Genomic DNA, 21,336 nt, shown 5'->3' with positions numbered 1-21,336 from the left:
TATTTATACTTGTTATTTTATATTTTTACAAATATTATTTTAGAAAATTTAATTGTTTTAAATTTAATTTACCTCTTTATTATATTTATATTTTTTTATTTTGTCAATACATTAAATTTATGTATACTCAAATTTAATTTAAACCTAAAATTCCATATAAAATAAGACATCCAAAATAATTTCAAATTTATTTTAGATGCCTTATTTTATACCTACTTTTAGTTAATCTTCTACACAAAAAGTATTAACAGAGTGTGCTTTTATTACTGTAGAGAAACTTCTTCCACTATACTTGAATGTAAATTCCCTATCATTATCCATTGCATTGCCAACAACAACTATAATTTCACCATTAGGATTTTTAAATACGATAGAATTTGAGGTCCAGTGCCCCTTAGTTACTATTCTCTTTGCGCCTGGTTTTACAAAATGCGAAAAATGTTTCATGATATAAAATTCTGGTTCATATATAACTTCCTTTGTTTCTGAATCAATTGTTATCATTGTATTTTGCTCCCATCCCCAAGTACTTACTCCTCCTTTAGGAAGAACCATATTCCAGTAAACATAACTTTCAACATTGTGAGTGAAGTAATGCCAAAAAAGTCCAAAAACATATTCTGCATGTGTCCAGGTATTTTTACCATCTCCACATTCATTTTCAGTCTGCATAAGTCTTATTTCAGGATAGCTTAATGCAACTTGCTCAATTACATGTTTTCCTCCCCATTGAAAACCTGCTCCTGTTATATATTTTCTTGCTTCTTTATCAGATAACACAGTATTTACACATTGATCATAAAACTCAGAAAATGGTGCGCCATAACCCGGAAGCTGAAAATCTACAAATGGACCGTTAATTGTTCCAAGCCAAATTTCTGCATCTATTCCTTTCTCATCAAACACTGGCCCAAGATAGTTTTTTATAAAATCCCTCATTTCTTTGCCTGTCCACATACATGATGGGAATTTTTGATCAGCATGAGGTTCATTTTGAATATGGATCTGTTCGATTTTTACCCCAGCTTTTTTATATTCCTCTACATATTTTACAAAGTAATCTGCATAAGCTTGTAAATTCTTATCTTCCCAAAGTAATGTTCCAAAATTATATACTTTCTTGGTTTTCATCCATGTTGGCGGACTCCAAGGTGAAGCAAATAATGATAAATCAGGCTTACGATTTAATGCTTCTCTTAAATATGGTAGTAAATATTCTTCATCTCTTTTTATTGAAAAATCTTTTAATTCGTAATCTCCATCTGTCTCATCGTAGCTATGCCATGCTAATGCATAATCACTAGCCCCCATTGGTAAACGTCCAACATTAAGATTCAAACCTTTCTCTGTAAATAAATTATCTATAATTTCTCTTCTCTCATTTTCATCTACTCTCTTTAGGATATCCCAGCTAATTTCGTTAAAACAGCCACCAAAGCCTTTTACCGTCTGCTTGATTTCATTTGTTATCTCTAAAGTATCTTCATATTCTACATTCTGTATCTGTCCCTCTTGCCAATAAGTTTTATCAGCGCTATAAATATGTTTAACTGTGCTCACTCTAATCCCTCCTGAAGTTTCTGACTTATATTTTTATATACCATTAATATAAAAGTTTACTTTTAATATCATTTACAATACTAATCTTAACAAATCCAACGTTTTCTCTTAAGTATGTATATTGACATAAATATGGTATGTTTTTGACTTAATATATGCTCTTAATTACTAGTAGATACGCAATTAATTTAAAAATACACCTAAAACCTAAATCAATTGTTTACGTTACAGCTTCAGTTATAATTCTAATATAGTAATAACAATAGCGCTAAGCATCACAATTTTAGTGTTTAGTACCTTTAATTTCATAAATTTTAATCCACAGTTAAAGTTTATAAAAATAAAAAATCCACAATAATACTCACAACAAGCATTATTATGGATTTAATTATATATGTTCTATTATTTAACTTCTATTTTGTTATAATTTTTCTTACCTCTTTTGATTAAAACAGCGCCATCTTGAAAATCATCTTCATTTAGAGTTCTAGTCATATCTTCAACTTTAACTCCGTTAATAGATAATCCACCTTGTTCAATTAATCTTCTACCTTCTTTTTTAGATGGAACAATTTTAGTGCTTGCCATGATATCTAAGATTGGAAGACCAATTTCTTCTTTAGTGATCGTCACTGTTGGTACATTTGACATATCAGCTCCGCCTGCAAATAATGCAGTTGCTGCTTCTTCAGCTTTTTTAGCTTCTTCTTCACCATGAACAAGTTTAGTTATTTCATATGCAAGTACTTTCTTTGCATTATTTATTTCAGCGCCTTCTAAGCTTCCAAGTTTTCTCACTTCATCCATTGGTAAGAATGTTAGTAACGCTAAACATTTTTCAACGTCTGCATCATCTACATTTCTCCAATATTGATAGAAATCATATGGGGAAGTTTTCTCTGGATTAAGCCATAATGCTCCTCCTACAGTTTTACCCATCTTTTGCCCTTGGCTGTTTGTAAGTAGTGTGCAAGTCATAGCCATTGCTTCACCTTGAGCTTTTCTTCTTACTAGTTCAACTCCAGCTATCATATTAGACCATTGGTCATCTCCACCAAGCTGCATTTTACAATTATATTTTTGATTTAATTCATAGAAATCATATCCTTGCATTAACATATAGTTAAATTCTAAGAATGATAAACCTTTTTCTAATCTCTGCTTAAAACATTCAGCACTTAACATTCTGTTTACTGAAAAATGAACTCCAACTTCTCTTAAGAAATCAACATAGTTAAGATTTAATAACCAATCAGCATTATTTGCTAATATCGCCTTACCATCTGTGAAATCTATAAATTTCTCCATTTGCTTCTTGATAGAGTCAACATTGTGCTGAATATCTTCTTTTGTAAGCATTTTTCTCATATCAGTCTTACCACTTGGATCTCCAACCATAGCAGTTCCACCACCAATTAAAGCTATTGGTCTATGTCCAGCTCTTTGCATATGCGCCATAAACATCATAGCTATGAAGTGACCAACGTGTAAACTATCAGCTGTTGGATCAAAGCCTATATAAAAAGTTATCTTCTCATTTTCTAATAACTTTCTTGTTTCATCTTCATGAGTAAACTGTTTTATGTATCCTCTTTCTAATAGCTCATCTAATACACTTGCCATTATATAGTACCTCCTAAAAATTTTCTTATTTAAAATAACTTATTCCAATAAAATAAGTATGTTTGTAAATCAATTTATTTAAAACATTATGTTTTTCAAATCACTTATTATAGTATATCCTCAACATTAAATTTTGGCAACAGTTCATATCAAGGTATTATAAAGAACTTAAAGTGACGTGGTAAACAACCGAAGTTATATATTTCGGTTGTTCATTGCCTTAATTTAGGTTCTGCAGATTATTGTCTTCATTATTAAGTGCTGATGGTCCTGGTAAGATTACTTTAAAACAGTGTTCTGCTCTGGAGTTAATAAATTTCACTTTACCTTTTCCCTTAAAAGCATTCTTAATTATTGTAAAACCTATTCCACTGTTTAAGAATCTCTTTTCTTCATCTATAGAAATCAACTTTTCATAGAGCCAAATATTTCTTTTATTATAATTTGTTCTCTGCCCTTTTATGTTCTCATCTATTAATTCACCTGGACTTGATATTATAATTTTATTTTTATCCATAACTATTTCAATTATTTTATTTAAATCAAAATACTCTCTGTAAAGAACTGCGTTTTTTATAGCTTCAACGACTGCCTGAATTGGATAGCTCTTTGGTAAAATTTCTCTAACTTTCTCTTCTGCTTTATCAACCATTGATAAAAGATTACCCTGAATTATGTGTAATTCACCATTATCGTCAGTTAACTTATTAACGATCTTTATCATGTTATTAGGTATATATATATAATTATCATCAGAAAATACAAGCAATCCTCCATAGGTACACTTTAAAGGGGCTCCTTCTTTATGTTCAAACGCAATTCCTGCGCTCAATAATAAAAACCTTTTATTTTCGTTATTGATTTTTATTCCTTTCTTATCAAAATACTTATTAACCAATTCCATATTTAATATATCAACACTACTCTTTATTAATGGGCAAGTTTCTATAGTTAAACTCAAATTTTCCTCAAATAATGTTATTAACTCCTGCTTTCTCATTACATCTGTTGTGGATCCTCGCCTTATATAAAAAGCTCCATTTTCTCTAACTTGGTAAGGTTTTTGCCCTCCATCGTATATTGATATTACACCTATCCTTTTATTTTTAATTTCAATTAAATCTACTTCTATTGGGATAGGGGGCTCACATCTTGTAGAAATAATTTGTTGTATCTGCTCTTCTTTAAATAAATCTTCATCTTCAAGTCCTACTATTTTTTTTGTTTTATCCTCAACTCCAACTACTATATAGCCTCTTCCACCACCTGAATTAGCTATAGCACATATATCTTTGGTCAATTCCTTTTTTCCCGTCTCATAAAAAAGTTCTAGTCGTAACTTAAAATCTAACTTAGTACCTTCTTCTCTCTTTATCAAAGATAGTAATTTTTTACTATCCATATATAATCCTCCTTGTTTATTAAAGAATAAAAAAGCACTCTTATTAAATTAAATAAGCTTGCTTTATATATTATTATTAAATTTTAAATATGTTTCCGCTCAATACTCTATTTTTTCCTGTTTTCTTAGCTTTATATAGTAAATCATCCGCTTTATTTATCAGTTCATTTAAATCTGTACCATTTAGAGGGAAGAATGAAACTCCAAAACTAGCAGTTACATATTTAGATTCACCATTAAAATACACTTGACTCTTTTCAAGCGTACGTCTTATTGACTCTATTTTATTATATACAACATCCTCATTCGTAAAGTCTGAAATATATAAAATAAATTCTTCTCCTCCATATCTAGCAAATATGTCATTTTTATCTATACCATTCTTAACAATATTTGCAGTATTAATCAAAACTTTATCTCCAAATTGATGACCATATGTATCATTAATCTTTTTAAAATTATCGATATCTATCATCACTATAGCGAATTTATCGTTTTCGTTATTAATTTCTTTTCTTTCTATGCGTTCATAAAAGTATTTTCTATTATATATTCCAAGAAGTGAATCTTTTTGATTTAATTGTTCTAACTCCTTATACAATAAAGAATTCTCTATGGCAATTGCAATCTGATTTGCTATAGATCTAAGGAAAAGCTTTAATTCTGTGGTCATAAATTTATATAAATTATGTTCTACTATTATGTATCCAATAAATTTCTCTCTAACTTTGATCGGTGATCCCATAATAGAATGTATATCTACCTTATGCTCTCCAGTTTGTTTTAGCGGCTCTTTTGAATTTATTAGAAATTCTTCACCCTGATTTATATACGTAAACTCTTTAGAAGTTAAGTTTATATTCATCTCTTCAATATTACTTGCTTTTATAGTTAGTTCTCCATTTTCAATTAGAAATATAGTTGAATATGTGACTCCTAATATCCCCAGAATCATATCGTTAATCATTGATATTAAGTTATCACTGCTAAAAAAAGTGTTTATGTATTTACTTACTTCTATTATATTAGATAAAGAATCTATGCTTTTCTCTAATTTAACGTTTTTTTCATTTAGTTCTTGTATATGTTGTTCTGAAAATTTTTGATAGGTTTCATACTCTGTTCTTAAAGAATTATATAGTTTCTCATAATCCTGCATCTACTCCCACCATCCTCTAACCATAAACACCTAGTAATTATTTTATGCTTATATCAATTATACTACAACTAATAAAATAATTGAATACAATTTGATATGGTATTTATTAATGTTAACTATATTATTATATGAATCTTTTCTTAATTATTCAAATATATGTATAAAATCATACTCATATTTTATGAATTTGATTTTATAATTTAGGTTACAATAAACAATGATAAATCAAAATTTTACAAGGAGATAAAATAATGAGATATATACAATGGCTATTAAGCCTATTCATATTTTTATTCATATGTGTACTGTTTATACAATTTGGTAATTCGATATTAAACGTAATTTTACTAATTTCACTAGTTACCTTTGGTATAAAATTTCTAATTCAAAAGTATACAAATCATTATTAACATTGAAACAAAATCTGCTTTGCAGATTTTGTGTAACTCCCTATGAATAATAATTAAAAACTTATTAAATTAAACACAAATATATGAAATAAAATAACAAGTCACAAATACGGTTGACTTGTTATTTTTTAAATATATGCTAAATATTCTTGACTATATTTCTATAAATCTCATCTACATTCTTAAAATTGTCTTCCAGACTATAATTTTCTTCAACAAATTTTCTTGCATTTATACCCATTTTTATTCTTAGATTTGAATCTTTAACTAAAGTTTCTATTTTTTCTGCTAAATCCTCTACTGAGTTCTTTTTAACAACTAAACTTGTTACGTTAGGTTTAGTTGATTCCATAAGTCCACCTACATCTGTCACAACTACTGGAGTTCCACAGGCTTCCGCCTCAACTGCTGCCACTCCGAAACTTTCACTGTCAAGGATTGAAGGGAAAACTGCTACATCAAAGTTCTGGAATTCTTCTATTACATCATTTGGTTTCACAAATCCTAGGAAATCAACATCCTTATCTATAGAAAGCTCTTTCGCTAATTCTTTTAAATAATCTTCCTGACTGCCTTTCCCACCTATCCTGAGCTTAAGTTTCAAATCTTTGTTTCGTTCCTTAATCTCCTTAAATGCCTTAATTAAATACTTTATTCCATACTTTTCTTCTAAAGTCTTAATCGTTCCTATAACGATTTCTTCTTTTTCAACTTTATTAGGAGTAAATTTATTAATGTCAACGCCAAAAGGGGTCACCTGTATAGGTTTATTTGTATATTTTTGAGTTTCCATCTTCATAACCTTACTCGTCGATAAAATATAATCTGCTTTTTTCAAGTTATATTTTATTATAAATTTATGTACAGGCGATTTAACTGGAAAATCATAAACATCACTACCCCATACTGAAATAATATAAGGATGATAATTTGCAATAGCTCCTAATAATCCATAACTACTTGCATAGTGCGCATGAACTATATCGGGATTAATTTCTCTTATCAACGCTCTTACTCTTCTTATTTTTTTTAAATACGCTAACTTGCCCTTATCTGAATTTTTCTTCATTACATTATCGTGTACGTCTAAAGAGTATACAGTAACCCCTTCATATTCGCCCTTTCCTAGGGATATAACATGAATATCATACCCTTTATGAACAAAATAATTTAACCATTTATGAGTATGAGCACTATTAATATCTGCTAAATAGCATATTTTCATAAAACTTTGGCCTCCATATTTTCATTGTGCCTTATATCAAAATAATTTCAAATTTTTCCTATATTTGCTCCCAAGGCTTTGTATTTAAGTAATTTACAAATTCGTTTCTTAATTCATCCTTCTTCAAAGCAAATTCTATAGTTGCTTGTAAGAATCCTAATTTATCTCCAACATCATATCTTTTACCTTCAAAATTATATGCATACATAGCTTCTTTACTAATTAAAGTCTTTAATGCATCAGTTAATTGAATTTCTCCACCTTTTCCTGGCTTAGTATTTTCTAATATATTAAATATTTCTGGTGTTATAATATATCTTCCCAGTATTGCCACATTGCTTGGTGCTTCCTCAATACTAGGCTTTTCTACTAAATCTTTAACTTTATAGACCCTATCTTCTATGTGAATTCCATCTACAATACCATACTTAGAAACATTCTCCTGTGCTACAGTTTGAACTCCTAAAATAGTGGTTTTATACTCACTATAACAATCTATTAGCTGTTTTAATGTTGGGGTCTCACTATCCACTATATCATCACCTAATAAGACAGCGAAAGGTTCATTCCCAACAAATGTTTTAGCACAATGAATTGCATGACCTAACCCTCTTGGTTCCTTTTGCCTTATATAGTGTATATCAACCATATCAGAAATATCTCTAACTAACTCAAGCAGCTCTGATTTTCCTGACTTCTCCAATTCAAGCTCTAATTCTATTGATTTGTCAAAGTGATCCTCTATAGACTTTTTATTTCTACCAGTAATAATTAAAATTTCTTCTATTCCTGATGCGATTGCCTCTTCAACAATATATTGAATTGTTGGTTTGTCAACTACCGGAAGCATTTCCTTTGGCTGAGCTTTAGTTGCTGGCAAGAATCTTGTTCCAAGTCCTGCTGCAGGTATAATAGCCTTCTTTACTTTCATCTCATATCATCCTCTCAACTTATATATTACTTATCTAAGGCACATGAAAAAATAATATAAAAAAATAGGCGAGCATACTGTTATATTATTTTTTTGATTGTGCTAAATACCTTAAATCCTTATATATTATATGTGAATTTACAATAATATATAAATTTATCTTTACTGGATCTTAAACATCCTCATTTAAAGATTATTTTCTTCCACTGAACTCATCTTTCATATCTAGTGTCTTAAAATCTGTTAGTGGAAATTTTACAGGTATTCCTGTCTTTCTTGATTTATAAGCCGCAAGTATTATAGATATCGCTTTTTTCCCCTCTTCACCTGATATTAAAGGTTCTCTATTATCATTTATAGCATCAATCACATCTTTAAATAAAGGTGTATGTCCTTCCCCGTAAACATTATCTATTTTAACATTTACTGATTGTTTAACATCTTCCTCATTCTCGCCATTAAATCTCCATGTTTCAAGCTCATTTACGGCAAGACCACCTATAGATACTGCTCCACTTTCACCAAAAATACTTAAAGTTTCTTCTAAATTTTTAGGATAAACGCAAGCTGATCCTTCAACGATTCCAATAGCACCGTTTTTAAATCTTATTATTACTGCGCCAAAATCTTCAGCTTCAATATCTCTTAAATATGTATCACATTCTGCATACACTCGTTCAACTTCTCCACCCATCATCCATTGAAGTAAATCAATATTGTGTATACATTGATTCATAAGCGTACCACCATCAAGTGCCCATGTTCCTCTCCAAGGAGCTTGTTCATAATAGCCCATGTTTCTATTCCAAAGTATTCTCGCTGTACCATTAACTAACTTTCCAAACTTATTATCTTCAATAGCTTCTCTTAGTTTTTGTATAGGCTTATTAAACCTATTTTGATGACACACTGCAAGTTTCACCTTATTTTCTTCGGCCACTTTAATCATTTCGTTAGCATCGTCAATAGACATAGCCATTGGTTTCTCAACTAATGCACTTGCTCCTTTTTTCATAGAATAAATAGCAATTTCAGCATGATATCCACTTTCTGTAGCTATGGTTACTACATCAATATCTTCTTTTTCCAACATTTCTTTATAATCAGAATATGCGTGAATCGAGTCCTCAGAAGCTCCAGTTTTTTCAATATACTCTAATTTCTTCGCTTCAGCCTTTTCTAAAATCACATCACAAGTTGCAACTAATTCTGATTCTCCAGTATTTTTTGCTAAAGCTTCAACATGCTTATAAGAAATTCTTCCACAACCTATAATAGCAAATTTTAATTTTTTCATAACGTTCTTCAACCTTCTTTTCTTATATTTTATAATCCTATACTCTAGAATAAAAATCTAAATTGCCATTTCACCTTAATTAAAGACATTTTATTATTGTTTGAAGTATTATATAAATATCTAAAAATATATTATTTCGACTTATATACTCTAAGTTTAATGCCAATTTATCCGGCATAATTGTATTTATGTAAAATTCATCTGGATTCTCTGCTTCCCCAAGTAACTCATTCTCATCTCTATATCTAATAGATGCTAAATCAGTTATTCCTGGCTTAACTTCCAAAACTTTTCTTTGTTTCTCATCATATAGTTTAACATATCTTGGCACTTCTGGCCTTGGTCCCACTAGGCTCATATCTCCTTTAAAGACATTTATTAGTTGTGGCAGCTCATCTAGCTTATATTTTCTCAAAAATGCTCCAATTTTAGTGATTCTGCTATCATTTCCGACAGTAATCTGCCTTCCTAATTTTTCTGCATCTACAACCATAGTTCTAAATTTAAGAATCTCAAATTCTTTACTTTTTTCACCAACTCTAATTTGTTTAAAAAATATTGGGCCATCAGATCCGGATTTTATCCTTATTGAAATAAAAATAAATACTGGACTTAAGACTATAAGCCCTAAAGTAGAACAAACTAAATCAAATATTCTTTTAACTACCTTGTTAAATTTATTCATATATCTACTCCTAAAAATTATTTAAAAACATACTTATTATATTAACTTTTTTAAAGCTTTTTAATCAATTTAACCCATAAAAGTATAAGTTTGTGCCTATTATTTCAATGCATCTAAAAACTTTACTGCTAATCCATGATAAGTATGATTTTCTAATACATAGTCCTTACCGTTTTGCCCCATTCTATTTTTTTCTTCCTCACTCAAACCTTTAATCTCCATAACAGCATTAACCACAGCTTCCGGATCCTCTGCTGGGACTGTAATACCACAATTTGAATCTTTGACTGGATCATTTGAAGCCTCTACTGCATATATTACAGGTCTTCCTGCCATCATATAATCAAATAGCTTATTAGGACTTACTCCATAATTAAATAAATTTTGCTTTTTGAGACCTATATAACATATATCCAATAATTCAAGTACATTATCCATATTATCTTTTAATACTGGATCTAAAAACTCCACATTATTTACATTATTTGTTTTGGCATACTCCATTAGTTGGTTCTTTACATTACCATTGCCCACCATTACATACTTTATCTTTTCATCATTTGTTATTTTAGCTGCATCAATCATAGTGTCCAACACATTAGCAGGTGAATGATTTCCCGTATATCCTACTAAAAAATATCCTTGCTCTTTTAGTTCCTGCAGCGTTTCAATTGTCTTTTCCATAGGAGCCTTTTTCTTTTCTCCGACAATTATTCCATTAGGAACGTGAACGTAATTATGTGTGTTAAATCCCCTATTCTTCATATGCCTATCTGCATTTGGTAAAATTGAAATAATCTTGTCACTATATTTAAATGCAAAGTCTTCAGCTCTTTGAAGTATTACTATAGCCGGATTATTCTTAGAGTATCCGCCTATTTCCATTGGTGTAAGCGGCCACAGATCATGTATTTCAAAAAATAGCTTAGCTTTAGCTCTCTTTGCTATCCTATGAGCTGGATAAATATCCAAAGGATAAGTAGAAGACGCTATAACTGCATTAGGTTTATACTTATCTGCAATTCTTTTATAATTCATTCTTAATTTGTACATAAATGTTGATATATTTTTAATTCTTCCAACACCATTTCCATGATATTCAGGAGTCTTAACCCACACATATGTAATTCCATCTATTATTTCTTCTTGAATATTCTCTTTTATCTCTGGGTTCTTTTTTCTTAAATGAGAAAAGTCAGCAGCAAGTATAGTTACATTGTGCCCCATATTAACCCATTCCCTAGCCATATAATAAGGCCTAAATTCCATCCCATGATAATCAGACCCTGCATAGTGATTTATAAGTAAGATATTCATCTTAATTTACTCCTTTTTTACATTATAATGCTAATTAACTTTATAGATTATAACATAAGTGAGACTCAAAATCTACGATTTTGCTAGTCGAACTTACCCAGTGAGCGCATGCGAATCGGGAAAGTGAGGTTCAAAATCTATGATTTTGGTAACCGAACTTACTCAGCGAACGAACGTGAGTCGAGTTTCCTTTTAAAAAAGAACTATAGGTCTTCCTTATATATTATTTTTATATTTTCCATATCCAATGTTTCTACAATTTTGCTAGTCGAACTTACTCAGCGAGCGAACGTGAGTCGAGTTTCCTTAAGTTGAGAACCCAAATCTCTGATTTGGTGTGAATCACTTATCCTGCGAACGTAGTGAGTCGGATTTCTTTTTAAAAGATAAAATTGAAGTTTCCTCTAAGTTTGTTTTTTCATACTTCCTCAAGTTCAATATTTATCTATTATTTTGACCCTTGTTTACCTTGTCAGTTAGTACAAAGCAGGAAAGAGACGTTCTTCAAATTTTATAGCTGCTAGATTGATTATTACATATAAATTACAGGTGTATGATTAATACATATAATATGCTAAAATAATACTGTATCCTAGCCAAATGCTTAAAGGTATACAAAATAAGTAATATAATTAGTTTAATAACTTTTTCAAATTTAAGGAGGAATAGTACATGAAGGTACTAACTGTTATAGGAGCTAGACCACAGTTTATTAAAGCTGCAACAGTATCAAACAAGATTAGAAGAAATGAAAATAGTGAAATTTTAGTACATACAGGACAACATTATGACAATAACATGTCTGATATATTTTTTGAAGAGCTTGGGATTCCAAAGCCTGACTATAACCTAAGCACTGGTTCATCAAATCATGGCCATCAAACTGGCAGTATGTTGATAGCTCTTGAAGAAATATATTTAAAAGAAAAACCAGATATAGTTTTAGTTTATGGAGATACAAATTCAACTCTTGCTGGAAGTCTTTGTGCTAGTAAGTTGCTTATTCCTGTTGCTCACGTAGAAGCAGGACTTAGAAGCTTCAACAAGGCTATGCCTGAAGAACAAAATAGAATATTAACCGATCATATTTCTGATTTATTATTTACACCAACATTAACTGCTGTCAATAACTTAAAAAATGAAAATATCACCAAAGGTGTTCACAATGTTGGGGATGTTATGTATGATGCTGTTAATCTTTTCAAGAAGAGAGCTAAACAAGTATCGACTATTCTCGAAAAACTAGATATGGCTCCTAACAGCTATATACTTTCAACAATACATCGTGCTGAAAATACAAATAGCATAGAACGATTAACTTCAATAATAAACGCTCTAAGTAATTCTGGAAAAAGAATTTTACTTCCTCTTCACCCAAGAACAAAAAAATTTATTGAAGAATATAACTTACACGTTGGAGAAAATATTAATATCATAGATCCTGTCGGGTATTTAGATATGCTTTCACTACAAGAAAATTCTCTAAAAATAGTTACAGATAGCGGCGGAGTTCAAAAAGAAGCTTACTTCTTGAAGAAACCATGTATAACTATGAGAGATGAAACTGAATGGGTTGAAACTGTCAATAATGGATGGAATGTTATAGTAGGAAGTGATTCAAATAAGATTATGCATGCCATAGAAAACTTCAATCCAACTGGTACTCCAGCTTCTGCTTTCGGAAATGGAGATTCTTCTTCAATAATCACAGACATCATTGAAGCGTACTTAAAATAAAGATATTTCCTAGAACTTAAAATATAAAAATACTTGCGTTGAGAGGATGTTTTAAGTTTACAGCTAAATAATCGAAATGGAATATATGTGTTTACTCCGGTTCCTTGAAGAACTTGCTGGATGATTCTAAGAATCATAGACAGCAAATTCTTCTAAATGAACGCTTCGTAAAAACATATATTCCATTTCTTTGTTTAACTGTAAACCTAAAGTAAGGCTATATTTATGTGGTAACATTACGCTTAATCAAGTATATTTGCAATTTTTGATACAGATATATCTTCTTGCTTATCTATACCAACTATTGTAAAATGCCTAAAGTGATACCAAGGCAAAAAATAGAATACATATATGTGAAGCTAACATTGAAAAATAGGCTGCTGGAATATCTTAATGTAAGGTTCTTCATAGCTTCACTTTAAGTATTTCACATATAATTATTTTTCAATAAAATATAGGTTCTGCCCATCTATTGTAAGTTCTACCTTCTTTGACAGCTTAGTCCCATCAGAGAATGTTGCTATAATACTAATAGTATTTTTTGATTTCTGCGCCATATTATATATATCCTCTCCCTTACTGTTATCTAACTGTTGTTTCGATTTCTTAATCTTAAATTCAAATCCATACTGTTTGTTATTTTGCTCTGAATATGAAACTGTATAGCTTTTTCCTAGTGGAATATATCCAGTTCCCTCCCCAACACTACCATCTTTGTCAATAGGCCACATTGCTTGTTTAGTGCCTGTTCCATCTATATTATCATCTTTTGATAATGCTATTTTATTAATAAACTCACCCTTATCTGTAGAAAGAGTTATAGTCTCTATATTTTCCCCTTCACACTTAAATCTTAAATCAGTATATGCATTCCAATATTCATCAACATTACTAGTCTCTGCCATATCAAATTCATTCTTTAATTTTATTTTTGGGCTTTCCCTTTTTGTTATATTAACACCTTGATATTCTGACTCGGCACTTTCATTGGCATACGCAGTTACAGTAAATGTATTCTTATTTCCAAATAAATTAGGCGATATTAATATTGCTAATATTAATAATCCTATTACAGAAATAACTCCTACATATTGTAAATATTTTGTATAGCTAAATAATAATACTTGATCTTTTTGCATTTTAATTAAGGTCTCTTTTATAAGTTCAGATTTTATTGGTATTTCATCACAACTTTCAGTATATATTTTTTTAATCATAGCAATATTCTCCTTTTAAAAGCTCCTTTAAATTCTTTCTCGCTCTGCACAATTGAGAAGTAATTGTAGATTCTTTTTTATTCAATATCTTACTAATCTCTCTAATAGACATATCTTCATAATAATATAAGTGAATTACTGTCCTATATTTTAAAGGCAATTTTATTACAGCATAATATACATAACTTTTTTCTTCACTTGTGAACTGTATATTTTCTTCTAATGAAACTGTATGGCGAAACCAAGCAGAACTCCAAATTTTTTTACTACAATTAATAGTCACTCTTATAAGCCAAGCTTTAATATGTTCGTTACTTCTAAATGTGTTTTTAACTTTTACATATCTTAAGAAAACTTCTTGAAATACATCCTCTGCATTAGCTATAGTCCTAGTTCGTGACAATGCAAGTTTATATACCATATCCGAATATTTAGTTAAGACTTCATCATCTGTTAATAATAATTCATTGCACATACCCAAACTCCCTTCATAACTAATACCTTATATAATAATAAAATACTGCATTGTTACTACAAATTTTATTTTTTATTCTAATTTGTAGTAAAACTACTATCTCTATGAATATATATACAATCTAAAAATAAAATGGTATGCACCTATAATAGCGCATACCTACTTCAATAATTGAAAATAAAAATTCCTAACTCACTAATATATTATTGACATAAGCCGCTTTATGATTCGCTTATAATGAGAATTCCCTCTAAGAATTAAGCAGACATATTATTATTTTGGCTTCTAGCCATCAATATTCTTCTATTCGCAAAATTTACAACTGGCATTTCAATAAATTTATAAGATATAGTTGCCGTGATATAAGACATAAGAAGTACCATTACTGACATAGTGCCCCATTTCTCCAAACTAGTAATTGCCATACCATTTGTATTCATAAATACACTTTTGACTATTGTAATGTAGATATAGTGCCAAAGATAAAGTCCGAAAGATACCTTCGCTGTATAGCGGAAAAATATATTATCAACAATTCCTCCCACAAATTTAGTGTGAGGTAATATTGCTAAAGCTCCAGCTATTAGTATTTGATAGAAAGGGTAAAAGTATGGTTGATTCTGAATGCTGAAAGAAAACTCAGGTTTATCCCTCATGACCCAAAGAAATATAAACGCAACTACTAAAGCCATGATTCCAATTATGTCAAATATATATGATTGTTTATATTTTTCTATTTTATTAGAATATTTATATAAAGCATTTGTGATACCAGCAGCCATTATTCCAAAGTAAAAATGTCCAAATAGAGCTATTGGATTATAATTCGGCATCCAGTATTTTGCTCCTCCAACAATTCCATATTGCCATCCACGTTCTACATTATCTGGAGTAAATAGTAAGTGAACAAATCTATTTAAAACTACAATAATGGCTAAAGCTCCCATCCAATAAGAAAATGCCTTGAACAACGTTCTCTTTTTCCCATAAATCCTAAATAATCCATACATAAATATAGGCATTAAAAAATAGCAAAAAACTTCAAAACTAATGGACCATAAAGGACCATTTATTTCTGATGGAAAGAAAGTTTTATAATTAAAGCAGGATGTAAAGGTCACTCCGGCAATTACACGCATCCAAAAATATTGAGCAGTCACATTATTCGCGATAATAATATATGCTGATACGGCTATGGCAATATAATATCCAGGAATTATACGTGCTGCACGTCTCAATGAGTACACTTTAAGGCTTGGGTAATTGGAATTATTGAGATAACTTCTCCAAAAAGGATAAGAAAGTAAAAAGCCACTTAAGATAAAGAAAATACTTACACCTGTATTCCCCATGATTCCAAATTTCTGAAGTTCTTGAATTATTTTTGGCTGATTATTTGGAATTAACTGTTGAGATAAATGGTGAATGATTACTGATAAGCATGCAATAGCACGCAATCCATCAGCGCCAATTAATCTTTCTCCTGATTCCACTTTCATTTTCGATTCTTTAGTATTCTTAACTTTAATATGATTTTTCATAGTAAATTTCTTCACCCTTCTTTATTGAATTCCCCTCTTATTAAAATTCACTAATCATTTGTAATTATACCACATTATCCTAAATGAGATTACATAAATTGAATCGAAATTAATATAAAAAATACCGCAAATCCATTTATAATATGAATCCCTTTAAAGTCTTACTTTAAGGAAAATCATATCCTCGTGGATAATACGGTATTTTTTCATTCTGACTATTAAAAACTAATACTATGCATCTATATCATTCTATATTCTTTCATTGATGATGTTGGTTTAAATCCGTTACCTTCTTTTCTATATGCCTGCATACAAGACACTGCAAATCCCATCAATATCCAATGCGAGAAGACATATGTAATCGAACTAGGACCAAAACTTGCAGGTGCAAATGCTATTAATCCGGCAACTGCTGCAAAACACATAACGCTCTTTTTCTTTATTCCTGTAATTAAATTTCCTATAAGAAGATACAAATAGTATATTCCGTATAACGCTATACCAGGCAATCCAAAATCACCTAGTATTTCAATTGGATAAGCATGTGGACTATATATTGATCCAGTATTTCCTCTCTCTTTTAAAAGCTGCTCCACATTACCAACACTATAACCTTGATATTTCTTATCTTTTATTACACCATTTACTACAGTCTTTATAATTTCCATTCTATGCAGTGTAGACCCTTCTGAAGTTATTTCTCCTTCAGTAAATCCTTCTAACGATTGTAGTTTACCTGATAAACTAGTTGATAGATTTTCATTGCCCTCTACTGGCTTTATATGTAATAGTAAAGTACTATAATTATACGCTAATGCAAATCCTGCCACTAATATCATTGGAAAAATCATTTGCCTTATCCCCAGTTTTTTTACACTTAATATTGAGTAAATTATAAACACTGCAAATCCAAATAAAAATGCAAAAAAACCTGTCCTTGATGTAGTTACAACAACTAATGAGAACGCAATACACGAGACCAATGTAAACCACAATTTTGCAAATATATTATCGAACTTGTAAATTGCAAATAAAGAAATTGGTGCCATTATTGCTAATGTAGCTGTCAAGTTATTCGTATTAAAGGAAAATGCTATTGGTCTTGCTTCAACAGTGTTAATCTGCCATTGTGGCAAACTCTCTCTGAAACTGTCATAGTAGTGCTTTATAGGTAACTGTTGCCCTAAAAGAACCTCTACTATTCCAATAATAATTACCAGGGAAATTAAAAATAGTAATAGATTAATCGTCTTTTTGATTCTCTCACCATTTATGTTATAAATCATCATATCAACAATAAATGCAAACATCATTAAATATATTGCTATATATTTAATAGATAAACTCCTGTTTAAAGCCCATGTAATACTAGCACATGCATAAACAAACCAAATCACATATATTGCTAAAACCTTTTTATCTAATGTCATTAAGACATCTCTATCCTTAAATGCTTTGTATAATGACAAAAGTGAAAAAACACCTAAAACTATATGAAACATATATACATTCTCAATCCCGGGAACGTATAAAGAATAGTCATAAAATGCAGATACAAGAAGTACAGCATAGAGTATGCTGTATAAATCTTTTTCTCTAAGTACAAAAATTACTGCTCCTGCCACCGTCAATATATACATCGCAGTTATTAAATAATTTCCACTTGCTATCCCTATAAATCCGCTGATAGCAAATACTATTGCCAAAACACTGTTTCTAATTATGTCTTCTTTCGTCATGACTACTCCTTATCTGCATTCTCTGCCGCCACTTCATCTTGATTCTTATAATGATATGTTGGCACAATTTTTTGCATTTGGTGCTTAATTTCCCCTATATCATTAAGCTCTAATAAATTTTGTAGTTGTTCAAGTTTAGTTGTTAAGCTGTGCATATCTTCAAAAGTAGGTTTTCCTACATATATCTTATTATGAACTGTGTTTTCTAAACCTTCTTCACTCATTAAAAGTTCTTCAAATAATTTTTCTCCTGGTCTAAGTCCAGTAAATACAATCTTTATATCTTTATTTGGTTCAAGACCTGAAAGCTTTATTAAATCACATGCCAAGTCATAAATCTTAACTGGTTTTCCCATATCTAAAACGAATATTTCTCCACCTTTTGCAAATGCACCTGCTTGAAGCACTAATTGAGCTGCTTCTGGAATCAGCATAAAATATCTAATAATTTTCTTATGCGTTACAGTTACAGGCCCACCATTAGCAATTTGTCTCTTAAATAATGGTATTACTGAACCATTACTACCAAGTACGTTACCAAATCTAACTGCAACAAACTCTGTTTTAGATTGCTTATCCATAGCCTGGATTATCATTTCGCACAATCTCTTTGTTGCTCCCATAATGTTGGTTGGATTGACAGCTTTATCTGTTGAGATCATAACAAATCTCTCAACTCCGGCTTCACTAGCCTCTAGTGCTAAATTCAGTGTTCCAAATACATTATTTTTAATAGCTTCCTTAGGACTATCTTCCATTAAAGGTACATGTTTATGCGCTGCTGCATGGAATACTACATTAACCTTATATCTAGTAAATATCTCATGTAGTCTTTTTCTATCTCTAACTGATCCTATTAACACAGTAAGGTTAATGTCTGGAAACTCTTCCCTAAGTTCATTTTGAATATCATATACATTATTCTCATAAATATCAAATATTATCAGCCTTTTAGGATTGTATACTGCTATCTGCCTGCAAAGTTCAGAACCAATAGAGCCTCCTCCCCCAGTAACTAATATAATTTTTCCTTCTATGTAATCTGAAATCCCCTTATTATCTAATTGAATAGGATCTCTTCCAAGTAAATCTTCTAAATCTACATCCTTAATTCTACTAACAGTTGCATCTCCACTTAATATTTCATACATTCCAGGTATTATTTGCAGTTTACAGTTAGTATTTTTACAGATTTCAATTATTTCAGCCTTGTTTTTTGCATCAAGAGATGGAATAGCAATTACAATTAAATCAATTTCCTGCTCCCCTGCAATAAATGGTATATCATGTCTGTTACCTTCAATCTTAACACCTGATATCCTCTTTCCAAGCTTATTCTTATCATCATCTATAAGAACTATAGGATTGTATTTTAGTTCTCTTCTAGCCATCATCTCATTAATAATCATAGTTCCAGCAGAACCTGCCCCAACTATCATTACTCTCCTTTGATCTGATGAATACTTAAATGGTATGTACAAAAGCGTTCTTCTATAAACTCTATAAAGAATTCTATATCCTAATACAAAGAAAATGCTTAAAAGTATTCCTACTACAGAAACGTTTAAAGGAATAGTATTTCCTAGTATTCTAGTATATCCAATCGATAATACACCTGCTAAAATATTTCCTCCCACACCTAATAAGAATTCATCTGTACCGGTTAGATGCCATAGACTTTCATACATTTTAAATAAATAGAAACATATTAAATAAATTAAACTCAAAGCTATACAATCATGAGTATATATCTTTGCGATTTCTGTGAATGCACCGCTTTGCGTTATATTTATGGAAAAAAGGTATGCCATATTAACCATAAATAAATCAATTAACATAATCATTAATGTCTTCCAACTTCTCAATATAACTTTCCTCCAATCTGGAAAGATTTTAGGCACATGAAAGAAAATAACAAGTCTAATGTGCCTTACTAAAATCTTAAACTCTGTTACTAAAAATCCTAAATAAAATATTTGGAAAATATAATATTCCCTTACATTGAACTAGATATCTAATGTAATTTTTATTAATTTTTTGAATTTTATAAGCCCTCAAATAATTTTTAACATCATTCTTACCTAAAAAATTAAAAAGCTGCTCATGAAAACTCTTATCTTTTGATAAAACAGAAAAAACATGAGAAATTGCATATGGAATTTTATATTCAACTAAAAATTTCTTTATTTCTTTAACTTCACCCTGTGAATCTAAATACTTCAATAAATCGACATATGAGTAATAGCAATCAAGATGTCTCAAAGAAACTGAATTAGTGACTGACGAATCCCATCTTACATAAAACATTAAAGCTTCATTAAGAGACATAATTTTATTCATCTTAAGTAATGCTTTAACTGTAAACACAACATCTTCGGCATATTTTCTATTGCTGTCAAAATATAATTTATTTTCTTTTATTATGGAAGTTCTATATAATGCACTTCCCATTCCAATAGTAATATCACAATTTAACTGTTTTAATGCACCTTCTTTTCCACTTACGTAGCTTTCTAAAAATCTAGTGGTACTTTCAACCAGTATCTTATCTTTAGAATCAACTTGAACATAATCGCAAAAAACCAAATCACAATTGCAAGATGATGCTTTCTCATACATAAGCTTAATATAATCTTCATGAATATAATCATCAGAATCTAAAAAGCAAATATATTCTCCCCTTGCTTCATCTATTCCCTTATTTCTTGCAACACTGACTCCACCATTTATTTGTTTTATAATTCTATAATTTACATCTGAGTTTATAAGTAAGTTTTCTGCTATTTGAATACTTAGATCTTCAGAACCATCGTCTATAAGTAAAAATTCAAAATCTTTAGAACTCTGATTTATAATTGAACTTATTGTCTTCTCAATGCATCTTTCCACATTATAAACAGGAGTAATTATAGATACATTTACCAATTCTTTCACTACCTTTACTAATTTTATCTGATGTCTAGCCATTTACACTTAATGATAACACACTTAAAAAAATAATATCTAAACAAATTCTAA

16 protein-coding genes are annotated in these 21,336 nt (G+C 30.1%); 1 reads left to right on the top strand and 15 read right to left on the bottom strand.

Features of this window, described 5'->3' with window-relative positions:
• Positions 1–222: 222 nt before the first annotated feature.
• From CLCHR_RS01130 to CLCHR_RS01090, 9 genes are all read right to left on the bottom strand, one after another.
• A complete protein-coding gene (locus tag CLCHR_RS01130) occupies positions 223–1,560 on the bottom strand; it encodes a glycoside hydrolase family 30 protein (RefSeq protein ID WP_079437816.1) in 1,338 nt (445 codons plus the stop codon).
• 402 nt (positions 1,561–1,962) lie between these two features.
• Positions 1,963–3,183: a tyrosine--tRNA ligase gene (gene tyrS / locus CLCHR_RS01125; protein WP_079437815.1), complete on the bottom strand. Its 1,221-nt coding sequence runs from the start codon at positions 3,181–3,183 to the stop codon at positions 1,963–1,965.
• 220 nt (positions 3,184–3,403) lie between these two features.
• On the bottom strand, positions 3,404–4,585 hold the full coding sequence (locus CLCHR_RS01120) for an AlbA family DNA-binding domain-containing protein (protein WP_079437814.1): 1,182 nt from the start codon (positions 4,583–4,585) through the stop codon (positions 3,404–3,406).
• A 76-nt stretch (positions 4,586–4,661) separates the two neighbouring features.
• A complete protein-coding gene (locus CLCHR_RS01115; protein WP_079437813.1) occupies positions 4,662–5,744 on the bottom strand; it encodes a sensor domain-containing diguanylate cyclase in 1,083 nt (360 codons plus the stop codon).
• Positions 5,745–6,293: 549 nt separating this feature from the next.
• Entirely contained in the window at positions 6,294–7,379 is a 1,086-nt protein-coding gene (locus CLCHR_RS01110) for a glycosyltransferase family 4 protein (protein WP_079437812.1), read from the bottom strand.
• A 58-nt stretch (positions 7,380–7,437) separates the two neighbouring features.
• Complete coding sequence (galU, locus tag CLCHR_RS01105; RefSeq protein WP_079437811.1) at positions 7,438–8,310, bottom strand: UTP--glucose-1-phosphate uridylyltransferase GalU; 873 nt, start codon at positions 8,308–8,310, stop codon at positions 7,438–7,440.
• Between the two features lie 193 nt (positions 8,311–8,503).
• Positions 8,504–9,607, bottom strand: coding sequence for a Gfo/Idh/MocA family protein (locus CLCHR_RS01100; RefSeq protein ID WP_079437810.1), 1,104 nt, complete (start codon positions 9,605–9,607; stop codon positions 8,504–8,506).
• Positions 9,608–9,686: 79 nt separating this feature from the next.
• The gene (locus tag CLCHR_RS01095) at positions 9,687–10,292 is read right to left on the bottom strand and encodes a sugar transferase (RefSeq protein ID WP_079437809.1); all 606 of its coding nucleotides are present in this window, start codon (positions 10,290–10,292) and stop codon (positions 9,687–9,689) included.
• Positions 10,293–10,391: 99 nt separating this feature from the next.
• Entirely contained in the window at positions 10,392–11,609 is a 1,218-nt protein-coding gene (locus CLCHR_RS01090) for a glycosyltransferase family 4 protein (protein WP_079437808.1), read from the bottom strand.
• A 672-nt stretch (positions 11,610–12,281) separates the two neighbouring features.
• Between CLCHR_RS01090 and wecB the strand changes: the two genes are divergently transcribed.
• Positions 12,282–13,346 carry a non-hydrolyzing UDP-N-acetylglucosamine 2-epimerase gene (wecB, locus tag CLCHR_RS01085; protein WP_079437807.1) on the top strand — a complete coding sequence of 355 codons (1,065 nt, stop codon included), beginning with the start codon at positions 12,282–12,284 and terminating at the stop codon, positions 13,344–13,346.
• Between the two features lie 437 nt (positions 13,347–13,783).
• Here the strand turns inward: wecB and CLCHR_RS01080 are convergent, their stop codons facing one another.
• The 6 genes from CLCHR_RS01080 to CLCHR_RS01055 form a co-directional block, all read right to left on the bottom strand.
• On the bottom strand, positions 13,784–14,563 hold the full coding sequence (locus tag CLCHR_RS01080; RefSeq protein WP_079437806.1) for a hypothetical protein: 780 nt from the start codon (positions 14,561–14,563) through the stop codon (positions 13,784–13,786).
• The gene (locus CLCHR_RS01075) at positions 14,556–15,038 is read right to left on the bottom strand and encodes an RNA polymerase sigma factor (protein ID WP_079437805.1); all 483 of its coding nucleotides are present in this window, start codon (positions 15,036–15,038) and stop codon (positions 14,556–14,558) included. Before CLCHR_RS01075 ends, CLCHR_RS01080 begins: the two co-directional genes overlap by 8 nt.
• A gap of 257 nt (positions 15,039–15,295) precedes the next feature.
• Complete coding sequence (locus CLCHR_RS01070; protein WP_207652296.1) at positions 15,296–16,579, bottom strand: acyltransferase family protein; 1,284 nt, start codon at positions 16,577–16,579, stop codon at positions 15,296–15,298.
• 239 nt (positions 16,580–16,818) lie between these two features.
• A complete protein-coding gene (locus CLCHR_RS01065; RefSeq protein WP_079437804.1) occupies positions 16,819–18,318 on the bottom strand; it encodes an O-antigen ligase family protein in 1,500 nt (499 codons plus the stop codon).
• Positions 18,319–18,320: 2 nt separating this feature from the next.
• Positions 18,321–20,183, bottom strand: a complete 1,863-nt coding sequence (locus tag CLCHR_RS01060; RefSeq protein ID WP_079437803.1) for a polysaccharide biosynthesis protein — start codon at positions 20,181–20,183, stop codon at positions 18,321–18,323.
• Positions 20,184–20,259: 76 nt separating this feature from the next.
• Positions 20,260–21,243, bottom strand: coding sequence for a glycosyltransferase family 2 protein (locus CLCHR_RS01055; protein ID WP_139376192.1), 984 nt, complete (start codon positions 21,241–21,243; stop codon positions 20,260–20,262).
• Positions 21,244–21,336: the final 93 nt, after the last annotated feature.

Source organism: Clostridium chromiireducens, from assembly GCF_002029255.1.
GTDB lineage: Bacteria > Bacillota > Clostridia > Clostridiales > Clostridiaceae > Clostridium > Clostridium chromiireducens.
The sequence above is the reverse complement of the archived record's forward strand: the minus strand, read 5'-3'. Positions and strand labels throughout refer to the sequence as shown.

Excerpts from the sequence above, each read along its gene's own strand:
- tyrS (WP_079437815.1), bottom strand. The coding sequence starts at position 3,183 with ATGGCAAGTGTATTAGATGAGCTATTAGAAAGAGGATACATAAAACAG.
- CLCHR_RS01120 (WP_079437814.1), bottom strand. The coding sequence starts at position 4,585 with ATGGATAGTAAAAAATTACTATCTTTGATAAAGAGAGAAGAAGGTACT.
- CLCHR_RS01115 (WP_079437813.1), bottom strand. The coding sequence starts at position 5,744 with ATGCAGGATTATGAGAAACTATATAATTCTTTAAGAACAGAGTATGAA.
- CLCHR_RS01110 (WP_079437812.1), bottom strand. The coding sequence starts at position 7,379 with ATGAAAATATGCTATTTAGCAGATATTAATAGTGCTCATACTCATAAA.
- galU (WP_079437811.1), bottom strand. The coding sequence starts at position 8,310 with ATGAAAGTAAAGAAGGCTATTATACCTGCAGCAGGACTTGGAACAAGA.
- CLCHR_RS01100 (WP_079437810.1), bottom strand. The coding sequence starts at position 9,607 with ATGAAAAAATTAAAATTTGCTATTATAGGTTGTGGAAGAATTTCTTAT.
- CLCHR_RS01095 (WP_079437809.1), bottom strand. The coding sequence starts at position 10,292 with ATGAATAAATTTAACAAGGTAGTTAAAAGAATATTTGATTTAGTTTGT.
- CLCHR_RS01090 (WP_079437808.1), bottom strand. The coding sequence starts at position 11,609 with ATGAATATCTTACTTATAAATCACTATGCAGGGTCTGATTATCATGGG.
- wecB (WP_079437807.1), top strand. The coding sequence starts at position 12,282 with ATGAAGGTACTAACTGTTATAGGAGCTAGACCACAGTTTATTAAAGCT.
- CLCHR_RS01080 (WP_079437806.1), bottom strand. The coding sequence starts at position 14,563 with ATGATTAAAAAAATATATACTGAAAGTTGTGATGAAATACCAATAAAA.
- CLCHR_RS01075 (WP_079437805.1), bottom strand. The coding sequence starts at position 15,038 with ATGTGCAATGAATTATTATTAACAGATGATGAAGTCTTAACTAAATAT.
- CLCHR_RS01070 (WP_207652296.1), bottom strand. The coding sequence starts at position 16,579 with ATGAAAAATCATATTAAAGTTAAGAATACTAAAGAATCGAAAATGAAA.
- CLCHR_RS01065 (WP_079437804.1), bottom strand. The coding sequence starts at position 18,318 with ATGACGAAAGAAGACATAATTAGAAACAGTGTTTTGGCAATAGTATTT.